Origin of the sequence: Streptomyces sp. KMM 9044 (genome assembly GCF_024701375.2) — a bacterium.
Classification (GTDB): domain Bacteria; phylum Actinomycetota; class Actinomycetes; order Streptomycetales; family Streptomycetaceae; genus Streptomyces.
Genome location: NZ_CP113910.1, coordinates 6,177,615 through 6,199,934, shown reverse-complemented (window position 1 = coordinate 6,199,934; position 22,320 = coordinate 6,177,615). Strand labels below are relative to the sequence as shown.

10 protein-coding genes and 1 pseudogene are annotated in these 22,320 nt (G+C 70.4%); 4 read left to right on the top strand and 7 right to left on the bottom strand.

The features are described from left to right. Position 1: 1 nt before the first annotated feature. The 7 genes from HUV60_RS28000 to HUV60_RS27970 form a co-directional block, all read right to left on the bottom strand. Positions 2-1,264 carry a cytochrome P450 gene (locus tag HUV60_RS28000; RefSeq protein ID WP_257849957.1) on the bottom strand — a complete coding sequence of 421 codons (1,263 nt, stop codon included), beginning with the start codon at positions 1,262-1,264 and terminating at the stop codon, positions 2-4. Next, positions 1,261-3,084, bottom strand: a complete 1,824-nt coding sequence (locus HUV60_RS27995; protein ID WP_257849955.1) for a non-ribosomal peptide synthetase — start codon at positions 3,082-3,084, stop codon at positions 1,261-1,263. Before HUV60_RS27995 ends, HUV60_RS28000 begins: the two co-directional genes overlap by 4 nt. Then, positions 3,081-3,836: a thioesterase II family protein gene (locus tag HUV60_RS27990; protein ID WP_257849954.1), complete on the bottom strand. Its 756-nt coding sequence runs from the start codon at positions 3,834-3,836 to the stop codon at positions 3,081-3,083. Before HUV60_RS27990 ends, HUV60_RS27995 begins: the two co-directional genes overlap by 4 nt. A gap of 59 nt (positions 3,837-3,895) precedes the next feature. Continuing rightward, a complete protein-coding gene (locus HUV60_RS27985; protein WP_257849953.1) occupies positions 3,896-4,114 on the bottom strand; it encodes an MbtH family protein in 219 nt (72 codons plus the stop codon). Between the two features lie 161 nt (positions 4,115-4,275). Then, on the bottom strand, positions 4,276-14,952 hold the full coding sequence (locus HUV60_RS27980; protein WP_443047438.1) for an amino acid adenylation domain-containing protein: 10,677 nt from the start codon (positions 14,950-14,952) through the stop codon (positions 4,276-4,278). A gap of 132 nt (positions 14,953-15,084) precedes the next feature. Continuing rightward, positions 15,085-15,900, bottom strand: a complete 816-nt coding sequence (locus HUV60_RS27975; RefSeq protein WP_257849951.1) for a Rossmann-like domain-containing protein — start codon at positions 15,898-15,900, stop codon at positions 15,085-15,087. A 20-nt stretch (positions 15,901-15,920) separates the two neighbouring features. Continuing rightward, positions 15,921-17,882 carry a B12-binding domain-containing radical SAM protein gene (locus HUV60_RS27970; protein ID WP_257849950.1) on the bottom strand — a complete coding sequence of 654 codons (1,962 nt, stop codon included), beginning with the start codon at positions 17,880-17,882 and terminating at the stop codon, positions 15,921-15,923. 375 nt (positions 17,883-18,257) lie between these two features. Between HUV60_RS27970 and HUV60_RS27965 the strand changes: the two genes are divergently transcribed. From HUV60_RS27965 to HUV60_RS27950, 4 genes and pseudogenes are all read left to right on the top strand, one after another. Beyond that, on the top strand, positions 18,258-20,144 hold the full coding sequence (locus HUV60_RS27965; RefSeq protein WP_257849949.1) for an HAD-IIIC family phosphatase: 1,887 nt from the start codon (positions 18,258-18,260) through the stop codon (positions 20,142-20,144). Further along, positions 20,141-20,380, top strand: coding sequence for an acyl carrier protein (locus HUV60_RS27960; protein ID WP_257849948.1), 240 nt, complete (start codon positions 20,141-20,143; stop codon positions 20,378-20,380). The genes HUV60_RS27965 and HUV60_RS27960 overlap by 4 nt, the downstream gene beginning before the upstream one ends. Continuing rightward, positions 20,377-21,663 (top strand): cation:proton antiporter domain-containing protein, encoded by a 1,287-nt coding sequence (locus HUV60_RS27955; protein ID WP_257849947.1) that lies wholly within the window; start codon positions 20,377-20,379, stop codon positions 21,661-21,663. The genes HUV60_RS27960 and HUV60_RS27955 overlap by 4 nt, the downstream gene beginning before the upstream one ends. Before the next feature lie 152 nt (positions 21,664-21,815). After that, positions 21,816-22,124 (top strand): annotated as a pseudogene (locus tag HUV60_RS27950) (transcriptional regulator); the annotation flags it as partial. Positions 22,125-22,320: the final 196 nt, after the last annotated feature.

Genomic DNA, 22,320 nt, shown 5'->3' with positions numbered 1-22,320 from the left:
GTCACACCGCCAACGTCTGGGCGGCACCCGGGCACAGCCTGGTGCGCACCGGCATGTGTTTGATTCCGGCCACGAAGTTGGAGCGCAGGTGCTCCACGGGCCCATCGAGCTCGATCGACTCGAACAGGGCGAACATCTCCTTCACGAGCATGCGCAGCGTGATCCGGGCCAGCGAGGCGCCGACGCAGTAGTGGTTGCCGTAACCGAACGCCAGGTGCCGGTTGCCGGTGCGGGCCACCTCGAAGCGGTACGGGTCCTCGAAGACCGACTCGTCGCGGTTGGCGGAGCCCAGCCAGACCGCGACCGCGGAGCCGGCCGGGATGTGCTGTCCGGCGAGGGTGACGTCCCGCAGGGTGTACCGCATGAAGTGGTTGGCCGGTGACGACCAGCGCAGCCCCTCCTCGACCCCGCTGGGTATCAGGGAGGGTGTCTCGGCCATGCGGCGGAAGCTGTCCGGGTCCTCGATCAGGGCGAGGAACAGGCCCGTCAGGACGTGCGGGGTGGTGACATTGGCCCCGAGGAGCAGGCTGTAGCAGTTGTAGACCAGTTCCTGCACGTCGAGCGGTTCGCCGCCCGCGTTCATGGTCATGAGGAAGCCGATCAGGTCGTCCGGCGGGTCGCCCGCGCGTTCCCGGATCTCCCCGGCGAAGTATTCGAACAGCTCGTGATGGACGCTCATCAGCGTCGTCGCGCTGTCGCCCTCCTGGAACTCGGTGTCGTCCGGGGCGACAGCCATCGTCGTGCACCGGGTGAGCCGCGGCCAGTCCTGTTCCGGGACGCCCATCAGGGCGCCGGTGAAGGCCATGGGGAACGCGGCCGCGGCCGCGGCGAGATCCCAGCGGTCTTCGGTCAGCGCCGGGGCGAGCATCGCGTGGACGGCGGCCCGCAGGAGGTGCTCGCGTGACGCCAGTGCCTTGGGTGCCAGGGCGCGGGCCAGCGGGTCCCGCATCGCTGAGTGCCGGGGCGGGTCGGTGGCCGCCATCATCTTGCCGCCGGCCGGGTCGCCGAGGTCCAGGGCGGAGAGCAGGGTGCCGCGCTGGGAGGTGAAGTCCGTGTGGTCGTCGAGCACCCGGCAGGCGTCGGCGTAGCGGGTGACCGACCAGAAGGCACGGCCATCCGGGAGCACCTGGTGGTGGACCGGTGCCTGTGCGCGCATCACCTTCCAGATCGGGTGCGGATCGCCGTCGGCGTACAGACCGGGGTCGAAGAGGTCGATCTTCTCCAGGTCGACGTCCGGCCGCTGCGGCGGAACGGTGATTCTCACAGCTGCTCCTCTCCGCCGCGGCGGTCGGCGAGGAGTTCCTCGACCGCCCGGGCGAGACCCGCGACCGTGGCGTTCTCGTAGAAGCGCTGCGCGGTCATGGAGACGCCGTACTCGGCGGCGATCTCGGCGGTGATCTGCATGCCCACCAGCGAGTAGCCGCCCAGCTCGAAGAAGTCGTCGTGCACGCCGACCTCCGTCAGGCCGAGCCGGTCCGTCCAGACCGTGGCGAGCGCGGCCTCCAGTGCGGTGCCGGGCGGGGTGAACCCGGCCGTGACCTCGGGCCGTTCCTCGCTGACACGGTCGGCCAGCTCGGCCCGGTCCACCTTGCCATTGGCCGTCAGCGGCAGCACGTCAAGCTGGACGAAGGAGGCCGGTACGGCGTAGCCGGGCAGGATCTCGGCGAGCCGGCGCCGCAGAGTCAGCGTGGAGGGCCGCGCGCCGCGCTCGGGTACGAAGAAGGCGACGAGCTTGCGGTCGCCACCGGGGCCCGGCTGCGGTACGACGACGGCGTCGCGCACCCCGGGCTGCGCGGTGAGCACGGCCTCGGTCTCGCCCGGCTCCACGCGGAAACCACGGATCTTGACCTGCTGGTCGATGCGTCCGAGGAACTCCAGCGTGCCGTCGGGACGGCGGCGCACCAGGTCGCCGGTCCGGTACATGCGCGCGCCGGGGCGGTCGGCGAGGAAGTCCGCGACGAAGCGCTCGGCGGTGGCGGCGGGGCGCCGCGCGTAGCCACGGGCCAGGCCCTCGCCGGTGGCGTACAGCTCTCCGGGTTCGCCGTCCGGTACGGGGCGCAGCTTGTCGTCCAGAATCCGGATGCCGGTGTTCAGGACGGGACGGCCAATGGGCACGCCGCCGGCTCCGGGCGGGCCGGTGACGAGATGACAGGCGGTGAACGTGGTGTTCTCGGTGGGGCCGTACCCGTTGACGACGTCCAGGTCCGGGAGCAGGGCCCGTACCCGGTCGACCTGGGCGGCGGAGAGGACGTCGCCCCCGGCGAGCAGCCGGCGCACGCTGGACAGCTTCGCGATCTGCCGCTCCGTGAGCCGGTGGAAGAGGCCCGCGGTGAGCCACAGCACGGTGACCCCCTCGCGGTGCACCGTGTCCACCAGGGTGGTGAGGGAGGCGCCGGAGTCCGGATACACGGCGAGACGCGCCCCGCACAGCAGCGGCACCCAGATCTCGAAGGTCGACGCGTCGAAGGCAGGCGAGGCGAACTGGAGGACGATGTCGTCGCCCGCCACGGACACGTGGTCCGGGTCGAGGGCGAGCCGCAGGACGGCGCGGTGCGGGACGGCGACCCCCTTGGGGGTTCCCGTGGAGCCGGAGGTGTACGCGAGGTAGGCGATGGTGTCGCCGTGGACGTCGACGGCCGGGGCGGTGGCGGGCATCCGGTCCACCTCGGCGCGGTCCCGGTCGAGGCAGACGACGTCGAGGCCGTCGGCGAGGACGGGCAGAAGGCTCTCCTGCGTGAGGATCGTCGTCACGCCGGCGTCTTCGAGGACGGCGCGCTGCCGCTCCGTCGGCATGGTGGCGTCCAGGGACAGGTAGCTGCCTCCGGCCTTGAGGATGCCGAGCAGGCCGACCACGAGGTCGAGGGAGCGCTCGACGTACAGCGCCACGGGCGTCTCGAACCGTACGCCCCGCGCCCGCAGGTGGTGCGCCAGCCGGTTGGCCCGGGTGTCGAGTTCCTCGTAGGTGAGCGTCAGGTCGCGCCAGGTCACCGCCAGGGCGGTGGGGGTGGCCACGGCCCGTGCCGCGAAGAGCGCGTGCACGCTGGATGCGTCGGCCCGCGCGGCCGGTGTGAGGTCGGCGGTCACTGCCTGCCCTCCAGGGCGGTCTTGAGGTCCAGTTCGAGTTCGGCGCGCAGGGCCAGCGGCGCGGTGAGGAAGCTGTGGTGGGAGCCCTGGAGCGTGGTGAAGCGCACGTCGTCGGCGTACTGACGCCAGCCCGTCATCAGGGCGGGCGCCACCTCGGCGTCGTCTTTCCAGCCGAGCACGGTGATGCCGCTGGGCAGCGGCTCCGGGGCGGGGAGCCGGTACCGCTTGTTCGCCTCGACATCTGCACGCATGACACCGAGGCCGAACCGGATCATCTCGGGGTCGGGTTCGCCGCCCATCGCCCGGGTGAGTCCGGCGAGTTCGGCCGCCAGCTCGTCGTCGGTCATGCCGAGGAAGCGGCCGTAGGGCCCGTCGTGCGGCGCGACCTGGGAGGAGATGAAGAGCCGGTCGGGCACCGGCATGCCCTTGCGGTGGAGCTGCCGCGCGGTCTCGAAGGCGGCGAGTGCCGAGCTGCAGTGGCCGAAGAAGGCGAAGGGCACGTCGAGGTACGGCTCCAAGGCCCCGGTCAGCGATTTGGCGAGCGCCTCGTAGGTGCCGTAGTGGGGGTCCTTCGCCCGGTTCTCCCGGCCAGGGAGCTGGATCAGGCAGACCTCGGCCGGGCCGATCCGCCGCGGCCAGCGCGCGTACATGGATGCCCCGACACCGGAGTACGGCAGGCAGAAGAGGCGGGCGGCAGCACCCTCCCTGGGACGGCGGAGCAGCCATCGTGGTGGTGTGGACCTGGTTTCCATTTCTTTACCTCGAAGTAGCGCGTGCCGTTGTCTCCGGTGTGCGGGTCACCACGGCGTCGTCAGCTCGCGGAACCCTCCATGGCCTCGATCAGGCTCTTGGGGCGCATGTCCGTCCAGTTGGCCTCGATGTAGTCGAGACAGACCTGTCGGGTGTCCTGTTCGTGGGCGACGGTCCAGCCGGCCGGGACCTCAGCGAAGGCGGGCCAGAGCGAGTACTGCGCCTCGTGGTTGACGAGCACGAGGTAGGTGGCGTCCGGGTCGTCGAACGGGTTCGTCATGTCGTTCCCTCTTTCTCGGTGCGGCTTGTCGGTGCGTTTCTGGTACGACGTCTCGCCCTACGGGCTTCTCGGTACGGCTTCCGGTCCGGCCGGTGGGCGCGGCGCGCGCCCACCCCGGCGGTCGGGGAGGTCGGTGGGGGTCGGTCCGGACCCGGTGGGTGTCAGTCCAGATCGGCCGCGACGACCGGGCCATACGCGGCCAGTGCCTCCGCGTCCAGCAGCCGGCCGTGCTCGGTGGCGACGTCGTGGACGTGCAGTTCGCCGTCCACGTACGGCCGCCAGGTGTCCTGTCCGGGCCAGTCCTTCTGGTGGGTGTTCGCGCTGGTCGTGATCAGCCGGACCGGCCCCTGGAACACCTCCGGCTGGTAGGCGCGCTGGAGCACGATGTTGTTCTGGAAGGTGTCCACGACCCCCTCGATGGCCCGGTCGTCCAGAGCCGCGAGGGCGCTGCCCCGGCCGCGCATGATCTGCACGGCTTCGGCGAAGTCGAGCGGGACGCCCTCCTCGACCGGGTGTCCGAGGAAGGCCAGCAGGCCCGAGACGATCTCCCGCTTGTCGGGCACCGGCACCTCGCGGGCCAGGGCGCTCAGCGGGTAGGCGTCGAGGATGGTCAGCATCCCGACCTTCTCCCCCTCCCGCTGGAGCCGCGTGGCGATCGCGTGGGCCACGACACCGCCGAAGGACCAGCCGAGCAGGTGGTAGGGGCCCTCGGGCTGCACGGACCGGATCTGCCGGAGGTAGTCCGCGGCCATCTCCTCGATGCCGGACGGGCGCGGTTCGCCGCCGGTCAGGCCACGCGCCTGGAGCGCGTACAGCGGCCGGTCCGCCGGCAGGTACTGGGCGAGCCGCGCGTACGACCAGCTCACGCCGGAGCCCGGGTGCACACAGAAGACCGGCTGCCGGTCGCCGCGCGGGCGCAGGGGCAGCAGCACGCCGAGGGGATCGGTGCTCGTGCCCTGGTCAAGCTTGACGGCCAGTTCGGCCACGGTCGGTGCCTCGAACAGGTCGAGCACGCTGACCTCTGCCCCCAAGGTCTCCTGGACGCGCCGCACCAGGCGTACCGCCAGCAGGGAGTGTCCGCCGAGTTCGAAGAATCCGGCGTCCACGCTCACCACCGGCCGTTCGAGGACCTCGGCGAACACGGCGCACAGCAGCTCTTCGCGCGGCGAGCCGGGCGGGCGGACCGCGGCGGCGCCGAGCGCGTCGGCCGTGTCGTACGGCTCGTCGTCCTCGTCGTCGGCCGGCGGCTGCTCGAAGAGCACCGCCGAGGACGGCAGCAGCGCGTCGGGCAGGCGCAGCCGCAGGTGGGCCATGAGCGCGCCTTCGTCCAGCCCGTGTCCTTCGCCGACGGTCGCGTAGACGACCAGGCGCGGCTGCCCGGGCTCGTCCTCGCGCACGGCCAGCTCGGCCTCGACGACCTCGGGGTGCGCGGTGACCGCCGCGGTGATCTCGGCGAACTCGACGCTCCCGGCCGACGGCGCGGTGGCCGGCCGGCCCGCCGCGGCGCTGCGCCGTCCGATCCGGCTGACGGGCTCGTCGGGGGCGGCCACCAGCGCTTCCATCAGGCTCCGCCAGCGTGCCAGGAGGGCGTCGACGGTAGCCCGGTCGAACACGTCGGTGGAGTACTCCACCGCTCCCTGGATGCCGGCGCTCTCTCCGTCCGCCCTCCGGCGCTCGTAGAGCTGGAAGGACAGGTCGAACTTGGCGGACTTGGCCTCGACGCTCGCCATCTCCACCTGGAGACCGGGCAGTTCGAAGGCGCCCTGGGGTGTGTTCTGGAGCGCCAGGGAGACCTGGAACAGCGGGTGGTGGGAGAGCGAGCGCTGCGGATTGAGCAGCTCCACGAGGTACTCGAAGGGCAGGTCTTGGTGGGCGTAGGCCGCCAGGTCGGCTTCCCGCACCCGTTCCAGCAGTTCCCGGAAGGTGGGGTCGCCGGTCAGGTCGGTGCGCAGCACGAGGGTGTTGATGAAGAAGCCGACCAGGTCGTCCAGGGCTTCGTCCATCCGGCCCGCGACCGGGGTGCCCAGCGGGATGTCGTCGCCCGCGCCCAGCCGGGACAACAGCGTGGCCAGTCCGGCCTGGAGCACCATGAAGAGGCTGGTGCCGCTCGTCCGGGCGAGGTCGGCCAGGTCCCGGTGCAGCGCGGCGTCGAGCGCGAAGGCCGTGACGTCGCCACGGTAGGAGTTCACGGCGGGGCGCGGCCTGGACAGCGGCAGCGCGATCTGCTCCGGAAGCCCGTCCAGCGCCTGCGACCAGTAGGCCAGCTGGCTGCTGATCAGGCTGTCCTCGTCGTTGTCCGCGCCCAGGAGCCGCTGCTGCCACAGGGTGTAGTCGGCGTACTGGACGGGCAGCGGTTCCCAGCCGGGCCGCTGTCCGCGGCAGCAGGCGGCGTAGGCCCGTCCCAGGTCGCGGGTGAGCGGGCCCATGGACCAGCCGTCACCCGCGATGTGGTGCAGCACGAGCAGCAGAACGTGCTCGTCGGGGCCCAGCCGGAAGACCGTGGCCCGGACGGGGAGGTCGCGCTCCAGGTCGAATCCCCGCTCGGCGGCGGCGGACAGCGCCGGATCGAGTCCTTCCGGGTCCACGTCGGTCACGGTGTAGTCGGTCCGCGCCCGGCCGGCCTCCACCACGAGCTGGTGGGGGGCGCCGTCCCGCTCGGGGAAGACGGTGCGCAGGGACTCGTGCCGGGCCAGTACGTCGTCGAGCGCCCGGTGCAGGGCCTCTTCGTCGAGGCGGCCGGTCAGCCGCAGCACGAGCGGGATGTTGTACGCGGTCAGGCCCGGCTCGATGTGCTGGAGGAACCACAGGCGGCGCTGCGCGAACGACAGTGGCAGCGGGTTCTCACGCTCGGCCGGCAGCAGCGGGGGCCGCACGGTGCCGGCGCGCATCTCGTTCATCAGGGTGGCCAGCTCCCGGGCCGTGGGGGCCTTGAAGAGGTGTCCCACGCCCAGCTCGGCGCCGAGCACGGTCCGGATGCGCGAGGTGAGGCGGATGCCCATCAGCGAGTGGCCGCCGAGGTCGAAGAAGCTGTCGTCCACGGAGACCTCGGGGACGCCGAGGATGTCCGCGAACAGCTCGCACAGGATCTCCTCCTGCGGCGCCCGGGCGATGCGGTGCCGGGCGGGCCCGAAGCTCGGCGCCGGCAGTGCCGCGCGGTCGAGCGTGCCCCAGGCGGTCACCGGCAGGGCGTCGAGCGTGAGCACCACGTCGGGGACCATCGGGTCCGGCAGCCGCTCCTGAAGTTGCCGGCGCAGGTCCACCGGGTCGATCACCGCGCCGGGGGCGGGGACGACGTAGCCGACGAGCAGCGCGTCCTCGCGGGCCGGTGTGTCCGTCGTGCCGGAGCCTGCGGTGCGGACGGCGAGCGCGGACCGCAGCACCCCGGGGCACGCGTCCATGGCGGCCTCGACGGCCGGTCTATCGACCCGGACTCCGCGGATCTCGGCCTGCTCCTCCACCGGGCCCAGGCGGTACAGCGTTCCGTCGGCGTCCCGGCGCGCGATCTCACCGGTACGGAACATCCGGGCCCCCGGCGCCCCGTGCGGGTCGGCCACGAAGCGGGCGGCGGTCAGGGCGGGCAGGCCGGCGTAGCCGCGCGCCAGCTCCGGCCCGGCGAGGTACAGCTCGCCGGGCACCTGGGGCGGCACGGGCCCGAGCCGGTCGTCCAGCACATGGGCGCGGGTCCCGCCCTCGGCACGGATGAGGTCCTGGCGTGCCGCGGACGCCGCCGGATCATGATCCTCGGCCGTGGTGAGGTCGAGCGTCCCCCCGGAGGTGAGCGCGGCCAGCAGGTCCCGTACGCCCGTCTCGGTGGTGAGGACGGACCGGTGCGGCCGTACGTCGCCGGTGGCCGGGGTCGCCTCCGGCTGAGTGAGGCGGGTGCCGGGAACGACGACGGGCAGCAGAGGTTGCCGGGGCCCCGGTGCGTGGACGACGTACGCGGCCTGAGCTGCGGTACCCGGGGCGGGGCGTTCGGCGTCCGTGAGGTCGTGGGCGGGCCGTTCACGCAGGTCGGCGAGCAGCACCGGGTCGTCCAGGGTCAGCTTCGGGATCGCCGGCCGGAAGGCCGCCGCCGCTCCGGACACGGTGACGGCGAGGACGGGCGACGTGCCGGCGAGGACGGCCTCGGCCCACTCCTGCGGCCAGTCGGGGCCCATGGGCTGGAACGCGGCGTACGTCTTGGCAGTGGCCAGCAGGGCGACGACAAGGTCGGCGGAGCGGGGCAGGGCGAGAGCGACCACCGTCTCCGGGCCCGCGCCACGCTCCAGCAGCACCCGGGCCAGTTGGTTCGCCCGCGCGTTCAGCTCCTCGTAGGTCAGCTCCTCGTCCCCGCACACCACGGCGAGGACACCCGGCTCCCGGGCCACCTGCCGCTCCACGGACACACCGAGCGGCACCCAGGGCGCCGGGGCGCCACCGTCGGCGACGCCGTCCAGCAGCGCCCTCCGCTCGTCCGGGAACAGCACGTCGGCGGAGCCGATCGGGCCGTCGGGGGCGCTGATCAGCGCCTGGAGAAGGAGTTCCCAGCGCCGGCCGATCAGCTCGACGGTGACGCGGTCGAACAGGTCGGTGCTGAACTCGGCCACCACGTCGAGGCCGTTGGCCTCGCCCTGGGGACCGTAGGTCTCGGTGACATTGAAGAACAGGTCGAAGCGGGAGGTTCCGACGCGCTCGCCGTGCTCGTCGGCGTGCTCCGGCCGCTCGCCGGCTCCAGGAAGCTCCGCCTGTCCGCCGGGGGCGTTCTGCAGGGCGAACATGACCTGGAACAACGGGTGATGGGACAGGGACCGCTGCGGATTGAGCACCTCCACCAGTTGCTCGAACGGCAGATCCTGATGCCCGTACGCCGCCAGATCCACCTCCCGCACCCGGCCCAGCAACTCACGGAACGAGGGATCACCGGAGGTATCCGTCCGCAGCACCAGCGTGTTCACGAAGAACCCGACCAACTCATCCAGCGCCTGATCCGTACGCCCCGCCACAGGCGTACCCAACGCGATGTCCGTCCCCGCACCCAGACGCGTGAACAACGCCGCCAACGACGCCTGCAACACCATGAACACACTGACACCACACTCACGCGCCAGCGCCACCACACCCCCGTGCACGGCCTGGCCGAAGCGCAGGCCGAGGGCGTCGCCCCGGTAGGTGTTCACCGCGGGGCGTGGCCGGTCGGCGGGCAGGTTCAGCTGCTCGGGCAGCCCGGCCAGCGCGTCCTTCCAGAAGGCGAGCTGCGCGTTGAGGAGGCTGTCCGGGTCGTCCGGCGCGCCCAGCAGCTCCCGCTGCCACAGCGTGTAGTCCGCGTACTGCACCGGCAACGGCTCCCACAAGGGTGCCTCGCCGTGGCGCCGCGCGTCGTACGCCCGCTCCAGGTCCCGGGTGAGCGGCCCCAGCGACCAGCCGTCGCCCGCGATGTGGTGCAGCACGACGAGGACCAGGTAGTCCTCGGGACCACGCACGAACACGTCGACGCGCAGGGGCAGTTCACGCTGCAGTTCGAAACCGCGGCGGGCCGAGCGGGCCATGGCGGCTCCGAGGCCGCCGGCGGAGGCGTCGGTGACCGTGACGTCGACCTCCGCCTCGGCGGGATCGAGAATCAGCTGACGCGGTACCCCGTCGATCTCGGGGAAGACGGTGCGCAGGCTCTCGTGCCGGGTGACCACGTCACCCAGCGCCGCCCGGAACGCCTGTTCCTCCAGCGGGCCGGAGAGCCGCAGCTGGGCGGGCATGTTGTAGGTGGGCGTGGCGCCTTCCAGACAGTGCAGGAACCACAGCCGACGCTGCGCGTACGACAGCGGTACGACCTCGGGCCGCCGTACGGCCCGCAGCGGCGGACGCACCTCGCCCCCGTCGTCCAGCGCCCCCACGAGCCCCGCCACCGTCGGCCGCTCGAAGAGCGTACGGATCGGCAGCTCCGCGCCCAGCACCCTGCGCACCCGGCTGATCAGCCGCGTCGCCAGCAGGGAGTGCCCGCCCAGGTCGAAGAAGTTGTCCTCCACACCGACCGAGGGCACACCGAGCACCTCGGCGAACAACTCGCACAGGATCTCCTCGCGCGGGCTGCGCGCCCGGCGGCGGTCGGCGCTCTCGAGCCGGGGCCTGGGCAACGCCCGCCGGTCCACCTTGCGGTTCGTCGTCAGTGGCAACTCGTCCAGAACCATGATCGCGGACGGCACCATGTAGTCGGGCAGGCGGGCGGCCACGTACTCGCGCAGCGCGCCGGAGGACAGGTCGCTGCCGTCCGCCATCTGGACGTAGGCGAGCAGCCGTGCGGGGCCGTTGTCGGTGTCGGTGAGCACGACGGCCTGGCCGACGCCTGGGCAGGCGGTGAGGGTGTTCTCGATCTCGGCCGGCTCGATCCGGTACCCGCGGACCTTGACCTGGTGATCGGTACGTCCGAGGTAGTCGAGCTTGCCGTCGGCGCGCCAGCGCACCAGGTCACCGGTGCGGTACATCCGCGAACCCGCCGGACCGTACGGGTCGGCCACGAACCGCTCCGCCGTCAGGCCGGGCCGGTGCACATAACCGCGGGCGGCGCCCCGGGCGGCCACGTACAACTCACCGGGCACGCCCGGCGGCACGGGCCGCAGCCCCTCGTCCAGGACGTAGACGCGCTGACCGGGGATGGGCAGGCCGATGGAGGCCGCAGGGGGCCACTCAGCCACATCCCGGGTGAGCACCTCGGCGGTGATGGCGTACGTCTCGGTGGGGCCGTAGACGTTGTGCAGCTCGACGTGCGGGTGCGTGGTGAAGAACCGCCGGATGTGCCGGCTGAGCTTCAGCGCCTCACCGGCCTGGGACATCAGCCGGAGCGCGGGCATCGGCAGGTCGTGCTCGTCGGCCGCCTCGCAGACCGCGTCGATGACGAGCGTGGGGGCGTGCAGCTCCACGATGGCGTTCTCGTCCAGCCAGCGGGCGAGCAGCTCACCGCTGCGGCGCACCTCCTCGGAGGGCAGCCACAGCTCCTTGCCGGCGACCAGGCTGGAGAGCATCTCCTGGACCGACACGTCGAAGGTGAGCGCGGTGAACTGGGCCACTCGGCGGCCCACCCCGCCGCCGACGATGGACTCGTGCCAGACCAGCATGTTCGCGTACACACCGGCGCGCATGACCACACCCTTGGGGATGCCGGTGGTGCCCGAGGTGTAGAGGACGAACAGGCCGTGGTCGGGCGTCAGGGGCGCGCCGCGCTCGGCGTCGGTGACGTCGGTGGCGGACCGCCCGGCCAGGTTTCCGGCCGACTTCGGATCGTCCAGGAGCAGAAGCTCGGTGGTTTCGGGCAGTACGTGCGCCCAGGGCGCCACCGTCACCACGGCGGCGGGGGCGCTGTCGGCCAGCATGAAGGCTATGCGCTCGGCCGGCAGGTGGACGTCGATCGGCAGGTAGACGGCGCCCGCCTTCAATGTGGCGAGGAATCCCACCACAAGGTCGGCGGAGCGGGGCAGGGCGAGAGCGACCACCGTCTCCGGGCCCGCGCCACGCTCCAGCAGCACCCGGGCCAGTTGGTTCGCCCGCGCGTTCAGCTCCTCGTAGGTCAGCTCCTCGTCCCCGCACACCACGGCGAGGGCACCCGGCTCCCGGGCCACCTGCCGCTCCACGGACACACCGAGCGGCACCCAGGGCGCCGGGGCGCCACCGTCGGCGACGCCGTCCAGCAGCGCCCTCCGCTCGTCCGGGAACAGCACGTCGGCGGAGCCGATCGGGCGGTCCGGAGCCGCGACGAACTCCTCCAGCAGCCGCTCCCAGCGGGTGACGAGGGTCTCGACCGTGCTGCGGTCGAACAGGTCAGTGGCGAACTCCACGACGCCGTCGAGGCCGCCCGGGGAGCTGTCGGCGGCGCGACGTTCCCACAGGCTCAGAAAGAGGTCGAAGCGTGAGCTGCCCGTCGATGTCGGTTCCGGGGCGAGTTCGAGGCCCGGAAGTTCGAACGTGCCCTGCGGGGTGTTCTGGAGGACCAGAGAGACCTGGAACAGCGGGTGATGGGACAGGGACCGCTGCGGATTGAGCACCTCCACCAGTTGCTCGAACGGCAGATCCTGATGCCCGTACGCCGCCAGATCCACCTCCCGCACCCGGCCCAGCAACTCACGGAACGAGGGATCACCGGAGGTATCCGTCCGCAGCACCAGCGTGTTCACGAAGAACCCGACCAACTCATCCAGCGCCTGATCCGTACGCCCCGCCACAGGCGTACCCAACGCGATGTCCGTCCCCGCACCCAGACGCGTGAACAACGCCGCCAACGACGCCTGCAACACCATGAACACACTGACACCACACTCACGCGCCAGCGCCACCACACCCCCGTGCACACCCGCACCGAGGACGAACGGACTCACCTCACCCCGCGACGACGCCACCGCCGGACGCGGCCGGTCGAACGGCAGACTCACCTGCTCCGGCAACCCCGCCAACGCATCCCGCCAGAAAGCCACCTGCGCACTGAACAAACTCCCCGGATCACTCTGCGACCCCAGCAACTCCCGCTGCCACAACGCGTAATCCGCGTACTGCACCGGCAACGGCTCCCACACCGGAACCTCACCCCGGCACCGCGCACCGTACGCCTGCGCCAGATCCCGCGTCAGCGGCCCCAACGACCACCCGTCACCAGCGATGTGATGCAGCAACAACAACAGCACATGCTCCCGCGGACCCACCACGAACACCTCCGCCCGCAGCGGAAGCTCACGCTCCAGGTCGAACCCCCGCCGAGCCGAAGCCGCCAACGCCGCGGTCAACTCCTCCTCGGACATCTCTGTCGGCAGGAAAGGTATCCGGATGTCCGTCAGCACCGATTGAGCCGGGACACCGTCCACTTCCGGGAACAGCGTGCGCAGGCTCTCGTGCCGGCCCACCACATCACCCAGCGCCGCCCGCAACGCCTCCCGGTCCAGCTCCCCCGACAGCCGCAGCGCCAGGGGGATGTTGTAGGCGGGCGAGTCCTCGAACTTCTGGAGGAACCACAGCCGCCGCTGGGCGTACGACAGCGGCACCAGACCGGGCCGTTCCATCGGCCGCACCGGGGGACGTACGGTGCCGGAGCTGTCGATGCGCCGGGAGAGGCCCTCGACGGTGGGTGACTGGAACAGCATCCGGATGGCCAGTTCGGCACCCAGGGTGGCCCGGATGCGGTTGATCAGGCGGGTGGCCATGAGCGAGTGGCCACCAAGGTCGAAGAAGCTGTCGTCCACGCCGACCGAGGGCAGACCCAGCACCTCGGCGAAGAGGTCGCAGAGGATCTCCTCCTGCGGATTGCGGGGTCTGCGGCCCATCGAGATCGTCCCGGCGTCGGGTTCCGGCAGCACGGAGCGGTCGAGCTTGCCGTTCGCGTTCAGCGGGAAGGTGTCCAGGACGACGAAGGCGGACGGGACCATGTGCTCCGGCAGTCGCCGCTGGAGGTAGTCCCGCAGCAGCCTGGCGAAGGCGAACTCGCGCTCGGCCAGCTCCTCGTCCCGCTCCGCGACGACGTAGCCGACCAGGCGCTTGTCCCCGGGCCGGTCCTCGCGCAGCGCCACCACGGCCCGGGCCACGGCGGGATGCTCGGCCAGCACCGCTTCGATCTCGCCCAGCTCGACGCGGAAGCCGCGTAGCTTGACCTGGCCGTCGGCGCGGCCCACGAACTCCAGGCGGCGGTCGGAGCGCCAGCGGACGAGATCACCCGTCCGGTACATCCGCTCGCCGGGTTCGCCGAAGGGGTTGGCCACGAACCGGGTGGCGGTCAGGCCGGGGCGGGCGAGGTAGCCGCGGCCGAGTCCGGCTCCGGCGACGTACAGCTCGCCGGTGACCCCGGGGAGCACAGGACGCAGCGACGCGTCCAGGACGAAGACCCGTGAGCCGTCGACCGGGCGCCCGATCGACGGAGGGTTCCCGTCCGGTTCCACGTAGCCGACGGTGGCGTGGACGGTGGTCTCGGTCGGTCCGTAGATGTTGACCGCGCGGCAGTCGGGCAGCACCTCGTGCAGCTCCGAGACGGCGCGCGCCGACAGGGCCTCGCCGCCGAACACCACGCGGCGCAGGGCGAGCCGGGGCCAGATCCCCGTCTCGACACCGGCGGCCAGCAGTTCGTCGAAGGCGGACGGCGTCTGGCTGAGGACGGTGACCTGCTCCCGGGCGAGCAGGTGGAGCAGCTCGCCGGGCGAGCGGCTGACGTCCCGGGGTACGACCACGAGCCGTGCCCCGGTGAGCAGGGCTCCCCAGATCTCCCACACGGAGAAGTCGAAGGCGTACGAGTGGAACCACGCCCAGACGTCCGAGGGGCCGCACTCCAGCCAGTGGTCCTCACGGCGGAAAAGCCGCAGGGCGTTGGCGTGCGTGGTCAGAACGCCCTTGGGGACGCCGGTCGATCCGGAGGTGTAGATGACGTACGCCGCCTGACCGGCGTCGCGGGTGCCGCCGCGCTCGTCGTCGCCGACCGGTCCGTCGCTCAGCCCGGCGAGGCCATCGGCCGTGTCCTGGTCGTCCAGCACGAGGACGGGAACGTCGAGCGAGGGCAGGCCGGGTGCCGTCGCGGCGTCGGCGAGGACGCAGACGGGGGCGGAGTCACGGACGATCAGCGAGATGCGCTCGGCCGGATGGCCGGGGCTGATGGGTACGTACGCGGCACCCGACTTGACCACGGCGAGCAGGGCCACGACGGTATCCGCCGCTCTGCCGAGGACGAGCGCGACCAGGCGCTCGGGCCCCGCTCCCCCAGCCAGCAGCCTCCGGGCCAACCGGTTGGCCCGAGCGTCGAGTTCGGCGTAGGAGAGCCGCTCGTCGCCGCAGACGACGGCGGTCGCGGACGGACTGCGCCGCGCCCGCTCCTCGAACAGTTCACCGAGGCTCATGTCTTGCACTCCTAGCGACGAGTCAGCGGCTGAACCACCGTCGGTCCGAATGACCATCGTACCAATGTGCTGTCGAACGAATTGACGAAATAAAAATACTGATGGCGCATCAAAGCCTTTTAATCACAAGGCATTTCACGCCTAAGCGTCCTTGCGATGGATCTCCAGCGTCGAGGGACCCTGGAAGAGATACTGCGGCTGCGGTTCGGAGATGACGGTGTCGATTCCGAAGGTGCGGCAGTACTCCTGGGCGAAGTGACAGCCTGAGACCGCGAACACGACCAGCCGCGTGCGGTGTCGACGTGCCGTCAGCACGAGTTCTTCGAGCGTCTCACTGGCCAGGGTTTCCCCGCACACCAGCGCGACATCGCTCTCCGCGACGAGCCGCGCGCTCTCGTCGCCGGACACCACGGGGACTCCGAGGACCCCGCGCTCGATCAGCTCCGGGTCGAAGTCGCTCACCGTGAGGGAAACGTCCTCTTTCTGGAGGAAGTGGATCAGATTGCCCATGACCCCGACCTGAGCGACCCGGCGTCCCCCGGTCCGGCGCAGCTGCTCCATCGCCTCGCCGACCACGACCTCGGCCCGGGCCAGCGCCTTGCGCTCCGGCGTGCCGTCGATGCTCAGTGTCCGGTACGGCTCGCGGGGCAGGACGCCGAAGGCGGAATCGAGGATCGCGATGTCCTCCGCGACCGTGCCGCCGCGCACCTCGCGGGCGTCCCGGCCGATCAGCGCGTCGTGCGACTCCCCGAGATCGACGGTTCCGAAGTCGGCGTAACAACAGCCCTGGCGCACCGTCTGCGCCATGACGAAGCTGTAAACCATGAACCGTTCGTACGCCGTGGGCTGGGACCGGTAGTCCACCCCCCACATGCTGCGCAGCACGAAATCCTCGTCCGGCAGCCCCTTGCCGCGCTCGGCCACCACCGCGCGCAGCGTGTCCAGGATCTTCTCCATGCCCATGCTCTCCTCAGGCCTCATACGGTGACCGCGGCAGCGGTCCGGGGCTCCGGCTCGGCGGAGTTGCGCACGGTGCCCCAGCGTTTCGCGGTGGCCTCATGGATGAACCAGACCTCCTCCTCGCTCAGCCGCAGCGAGACCACGCCCGGGAACGCCTCCTCGAAGAAGGTGTAGGGCGGGCGGTTCTCCACGTCCGGCGAGTGGTAGTCGAGCTTCTCCGTCATCCCGTGCGCCCTGGTGATGGGGGTGCCGGGGTGGTACGTCAGGATGTTAGGGCTGGCCAGGACCAGCAGGCCGTCGTCGATGAGCTGCCCCACCTCGGCGATCGTCTCCTCGATGGACCGCCTGGTCTCGCCCTCCAGGCCGAACAGCACCGAGCTGCCCACGGGGATACCGGCGTCCCGGATACGTTCCAGGGCCATGCGCACCTTGGCGTTCCAGGGGAAGTCGGTGCTGCGGCGGACGTTCTTGTGCACGTGCTGCATCACCTCGGCCGACATGCTCTCGATACCCATGTAAAGGTAGGTGCACCCGGCCTCGCGGAGCGCGTCCAGGACCTCCCGGACGTCCTGCTCCTTGTGCAGTGTGGTCAGCAGGTCGACCGTCACCTGACAGCCGACCTGGAGGTTCCGCAGGCGCTCCCAGTCCGCGTCGTCCCTGATCCACTTCCGGCAGCGCTCCGGCAGCTCCTCGGACCCCGACGCGGTGCGGGCGGCCCGCAGCGCCGCGCAGAAGGCTCGGATGGCCGGGAAGGTGCCGCTCCAGAAGATGGAATCGTCGAAGAAGACGGCCTCCGCGCCGTAGCTCACGTACTCGCAGACCCGCTCCAGCGCCGCCTCGGCCGGCGACTTGACGAAGCGCTTGAGGCCGCCGGCGAGCACCGCCGACTCCGAGCAGAAGTCGCAGTGGTATGGGCACGCGTTGGAGACGGTCATATGGGCCGTGCGGGCGGCGCTGCCGTCGGCCAGCGGGAAGACAGGGAAGCGGGAGCGGACGGCGAAACCCTGGTACGGGGAGGGCAGGTTGGCCAGGTCGAACTGGGGGCCACGGACGGGAAAGGCCTCCACGGCCTCGGGCAGCACGGCGCAGATCAGGGACGACCCGGGTATGCGCTCACCGGCGGTTCCCAGCAGGTCGAGCATTCGTACCACATCGCCAACGCCGGCCCGGGTGCGCCCCAGGTCCATGGCGAGGGCGATGGCCCGCATCAGCAGGTCGAGCGCGAAGTAGCCCTCACCGGAGACCAGGAAGTCCACGACCGGGCCCACCCGGCCATCGTCGATCGCGCGCAGGGTGCTGCTGTACTCCAGGGCGAGGGTCTTCCCGGCGGGCACATACCGCATGGTCTCGTCGATGTGGCGGCCGCCGAAGACGACCAGGCAGTCGGGCACGACGTCGCGGGCGACGGCGGCCATCTCCAGGGCGTAGCGATGCCCGGGCGAGACCGTGCTGATCAGTAAGACGCGCGGCTGACGGCGGACGAGTTCGGCGCGCAGGTCGGCCTGCGCCCGCTCGTCCCACACCCTGGGGTCGAAGACGGTGTGGTCGGGTGTGCTGTCGTTCTCGTCCCACGCGCGCAGACCGTGTTCCGCGGTCAGCCGCTGCCGCTTCGTCACCGGAGTGCCCCAGTCCGGGCAGAGGTCCGAGAACGGTGAGGCGTCGCCCGCGCCGTGCCGGGCCGAACGGAGCCCGTTGTCCACCACCACGCTCAGCGCGGCGTACAGGCACATGGGATCGCCGGGATAGGTGATCTCACCCTCCACGGAGGTCATCACCGGAGCGAGCGCGGCGAGGACCGGAAATCGTCGCGCGTTCCAGTCGATCCGCGCCGGATCACGGTGCCCCGACAAAGCCGCCAGTTCCGCGAGTCGGCGCTCCCTCAGAAGCCCGACTTCCCTTTTCGCCGCCTCTGTTGACGCCTCGTCGAAGCTCGGAGTTCCTGCGTAACAGGAGTGAACGATGACCCTTCGAGCGAGCATGACTTCCCCTTCCGGTGAGCCTGCGGCCGTTCATCGGCATGCGGCGAGCGGGACGAACGCGGGAGCAGTGACAGAGCGATCGCGGAGTGAACAGGGCGTGGATGTCACGGTCTCGACGGCCGGGCCAGGGGCGGATCAACGCGAACACACGTCTTGTCGGCCTCATTGGCCGTACACGGTCCCGTCACCACAGCCCCCCAACTGTCGCTGCCCGCCCTTTGGTCCCCGGGGACAGAGATCCACCGGTCGGCGAGCAATTTTTTGGATCTTACATGGCCCAACTTGATCCTTGGCGACTATCTTATGACCGCCTACGATCAACTCCGTCGCGTCGTGTGGTCGCGTCAGTTTCCTGTGTACGACAAGGAGTTACGAGTGACAAAAGCGCCACTCGCCCGCCTGCGTGACCTTGCCGGCCAAGGTGATCTTGCCGAGCACTACGGCTCGGTGGCCGGGATCCTGGCCGACATTGCGGCAGACGGCACAGCCGCCGACCTGATACGTGCCGGGACGCTGCTGAAACGGCTTGACCCCGATCTGATCAAAGAGCGCCATCCCGGGACACAGACGGTGTCGCTCGCGGTGACCGGCTGGTCCACCCTCGATGGGCTGATCGCTCCGCTGACCGCCGAACTCGCCAGGCATGGCTGGGTACTCGATCCTTACGTCAGCGATTTCGCCTCGTATCGCAAGGATCTGAGCGACACGACAGGCCGGCTCTACACCGGCAGCTTCGAAGCCGTGCTCTGCGTCCTGGACGCACAGGCGGTACTCGACCGACTCCCCGGGCCATGGACCGCCTCCGATGTGGAGGCGGCGGCATCCGACTTCGGCACCGAACTCGAAGAGCTCACCGAGCGTTACCTGACCGAGGGCTCCGGACGATTGGTGCTCAACACCATCGCCCTGCCGCGCTCGCTGACCCATCAGGTCATCGATTACGCGACGCGCTGTCAGATAGGTATTGTGTGGCGGGAGTTGAACATCCGGCTGCTCAGGCTCGCCGCCCGCTCCGACCGTATCGCGGTCATCGACATGGAGCCGCTGATGGCCGCGAGCGGTCCCCTCAGCGACGCGCGGATGGCCCAGTACGCGAAGATGCGCTTGAGTGACGAGCTGCTTGCCGCTTACGCCCGCGAAGTGGCCCACCTTGTCCGTGCGTTTCGTGGCCGGAGCAGGAAGATCCTGGTTGTGGACCTCGACAACACGCTGTGGGACGGCATACTCGGCGACGACGGCCCGGACGGCATCGCGGCGGCCTCGACGCTGCGCGGTGAGGCGTTCGGCGCCTTCCAGCGCGTTGTTCGGCAACTGTCATCGCAGGGCGTGCTGTTGGCAGTGTGCAGCAAGAACGACGAGGCGCTCGTCCTCCAAGTTCTCGCCGAGCACACGGACATGGCGTTACGTCAGCGGAATTTCGTCAGGATTGTGGCCAACTGGCAGTCCAAGGATGCGAATCTGCGCCTCATCGCCCAGGAACTCGATCTTGGTCTGGACAGCTTCGTCTTCGTCGACGATTCCCCGGCCGAGTGCGGCCTGGTCGCGTCCACGCTGCCGCAGGTCGCCGTGGTAGGGCTGGACGACGAACCCGCCCTGCACGTCGAACGTCTGCTCATGGACGACTGGTTCGCGACCCCTCGGCTCACCGACGAGGACCGTCGCCGGAGCGAGAGCTACCACACACAGACGGCGCGTCAGCAGCTTCGTGACGCCGCCGGATCCGCGGAGTCCTACCTCCGGGACCTCGGTGTCACGGTCGCCGTATCGCGCACCAAGGGATTCGAAACAGAGCGGCTCTCACAACTGACGTTGCGGACTAACCAGTTCAACCTCACCGGTGAACGTCTGAGCGCGGCCGAGGTCACGACACGATGCGCGGACCCCGAGTGCCTGGTGCTCTCCGTACGGTCGGCCGACCGCTTCGGCGACAACGGACTGATCGGCGCCGTCTTCGCCCGCCGCCGGGGCAGCGCACTGCACATCGACAACATGCTGCTCAGCTGCCGCGTCTTCGACCGGGGAGTCGAGACGGCGACCATGGTGTCCCTCCTGACCCACGCCCGCGCGCTCGGCCACACGGCCGTCACCGGGACGTATCGCGCCACCGAGCGCAACCGCCGGTTCGCGGACTTCTACCCCACACTCGGTTTCACCCGCAACGACAGCACCGAGGCGGAGGCCGAGTTCCGCCACAGCCTCGAAGAGGTGCCCGGTGTCCCCGACCACCTCCAGCTCGCCAACGACTTCGAGGGGCCCTCGTGATCACCCGCTCGGCCTTCCTGGACATCGTGCGCGACGAGCTGGGTCTCCCCCTGACGAAGCTCGAACTGGGCACCGATTTTGATCAGTTGCTGCACTGGGAGTCGCTTCACGTGCTGCGTCTCGTGGTGGCACTGGAGCGTGAGACCGGCCACCGCATCTCCGTGAGCCGGCTGCTCACGGAGCAGTCCCTCGAAGGCGTGTACCAACGGGTCATCGAGGGCGGCGACCCCAGGTGACGACCTCGCAGACGGTCTACCTCCTCCTGGACCTGGCCCTCATCCTGGGCCTGGCCCGCGTCATGGGCGCGGTGGCGCGCGCCCTGGGCCAGCCGTCGGTCATCGGCGAAATCCTGGCCGGCGTACTGCTCGGGCCCACGCTGTTGGGCGAACACCTCTCCGGCGCTCTCTTCCCCACCGAGGTTCGGCCGCTGCTGGGTGCGCTCGCCGGTGTGGGCATCGCCCTCTTCATGTTCATCGTCGGCATGGAGGTCGATCTCGGCATCCTGCGTGGAGGAGGCCCGGTCACCCTGTGGGCCACCCTCTTCTCGACCGCGCTGCCACTGGGTCTGGGCGCGGCGCTCGCGTGGCCGCTGATGGGCATGCACCAACATGTGTCGTCCGTGGGCTTCGTGCTGTTCTTCGCGGTCGCGATGGCCGTGACGGCGTTCCCCGTACTGGCCCGGATCATCGCCGACCGCAAGCTGGCCCACACCCGGCTCGGCACGACCGCTCTCACGTGCGCGGCGATCACCGACCTCCTGGCATGGACCCTGCTGGCAGTAGTCGTGGCCGTCACCACGGGCAAGCAGCTTGACTGGCGCCTCGCGCTGCTGGTGCCCTACGTCGCCCTGATGGTCACCGTCGTCCGCCCGCTGCTCCGCGGGGCGAGCGAGCGGGGCCCCGGTTCGGAGCCGGACGGCCCGGGATCGGGACGGGACTTCCTGGCCTTGGTCCTGGGCGGGCTACTCGTCTCGGCGGCCTGCACCGAGTGGCTGGGCCTGCACTACATCTTCGGGGCGTTCCTGTTCGGTGCCGTCATGCCTCGAGGCAGCGGCGGCACGCTGCGCGCGGGCGTACTCCAACGGGTCGAACCGCTGTGCGGCCTGCTCCTGCTGCCCGTCTACTTCGTGCTCTCCGGCCTCAAGGTCGACCTCTCCCGGCTGAACGCGTCGGACCTCGGTGAACTGGCCGCCATCCTCGTCGTGGCCGTCACCGGCAAGTTCCTCGGCGCCTACCTCGGAGCCCGGCTCGGCGGCTTGGACAACCGCCACGCCGCCGCGCTGGGCACCCTGCTGAACACCCGCGGGCTCACCGAACTCGTGGTGCTCGGCGTGGGCCTGGAACTGGGCGTACTGGACAACAGGCTCTACTCCCTGATGGTGGTGATGGCGGTGACCACCACAGCGATCACCGGCCCCCTGCTCACCCGCATCATGCGCACCGAAACGTCCGAGCCCGCCTCGCCTCTCGTCCCATGCACCAACAGCCCTGTCCTCACGAAGGCCAGCAAGTCCGAGTGAAGACGCCTGCTGACCTCTTCGACGCGTTGTCGAAGGATGACCTGGGTAGACGTCGGCGGCATGCCGGAAATGCGGTACACAGGCATTCGTCCTGCTGCAGTCCGGCCGTCGCCAGTACCACCTGCCAGCCGCGTCCCCAACCTCCGTGGACAGAACACCTAGCTCTCTCGGTCTTCGGCGAACTCAAGCGTCAGGAGCTGACGGCCACAGCCGACTCCGCAGTCGAGCGCCTCGGTGGCGAACTACCCGAGTCCGGAGTGGTCGTCCTCGGGAACCTGGCATCGGCACTTCTGCGCGGCGGCGACGTAAACCGCGGAGCGTACGTCGCCCACCAGTTCGCAGCTGCGGCGGAGTCGAAGCCCAACACCATGGGCCGTCAGCGGGCACAGGCCATCGCCGCTGTCCTTCCGGGCACCGAGCACGACCTGGCCTGCCACCTACTGACGTTCGCGACGTCGTGACACGCACCAGGACGCAGGTTCGACGAGAGCAGGGCGCTGGATCGCGGACCCTTTCATGCCGGGCGCAGGCAAGCGCGGACTGGCCGCGATGGATACGTGGCTCGTGTGATGCGGGATCGAAAGTCCCCGAGAAGTCCCTGGCGCCGTCAAAGCCGCCACACAACCGAAGAAACCGCAGGTCACAGCGCTACATGCA

Bases quoted from the DNA above. Each gene is read 5' to 3' on its own strand.
- HUV60_RS27990 (WP_257849954.1), bottom strand. From the start codon at position 3,836: ATGGAAACCAGGTCCACACCACCACGATGGCTGCTCCGCCGTCCCAGG.
- HUV60_RS27985 (WP_257849953.1), bottom strand. From the start codon at position 4,114: ATGACGAACCCGTTCGACGACCCGGACGCCACCTACCTCGTGCTCGTC.
- HUV60_RS27975 (WP_257849951.1), bottom strand. From the start codon at position 15,900: ATGGAGAAGATCCTGGACACGCTGCGCGCGGTGGTGGCCGAGCGCGGC.
- HUV60_RS27970 (WP_257849950.1), bottom strand. From the start codon at position 17,882: ATGCTCGCTCGAAGGGTCATCGTTCACTCCTGTTACGCAGGAACTCCG.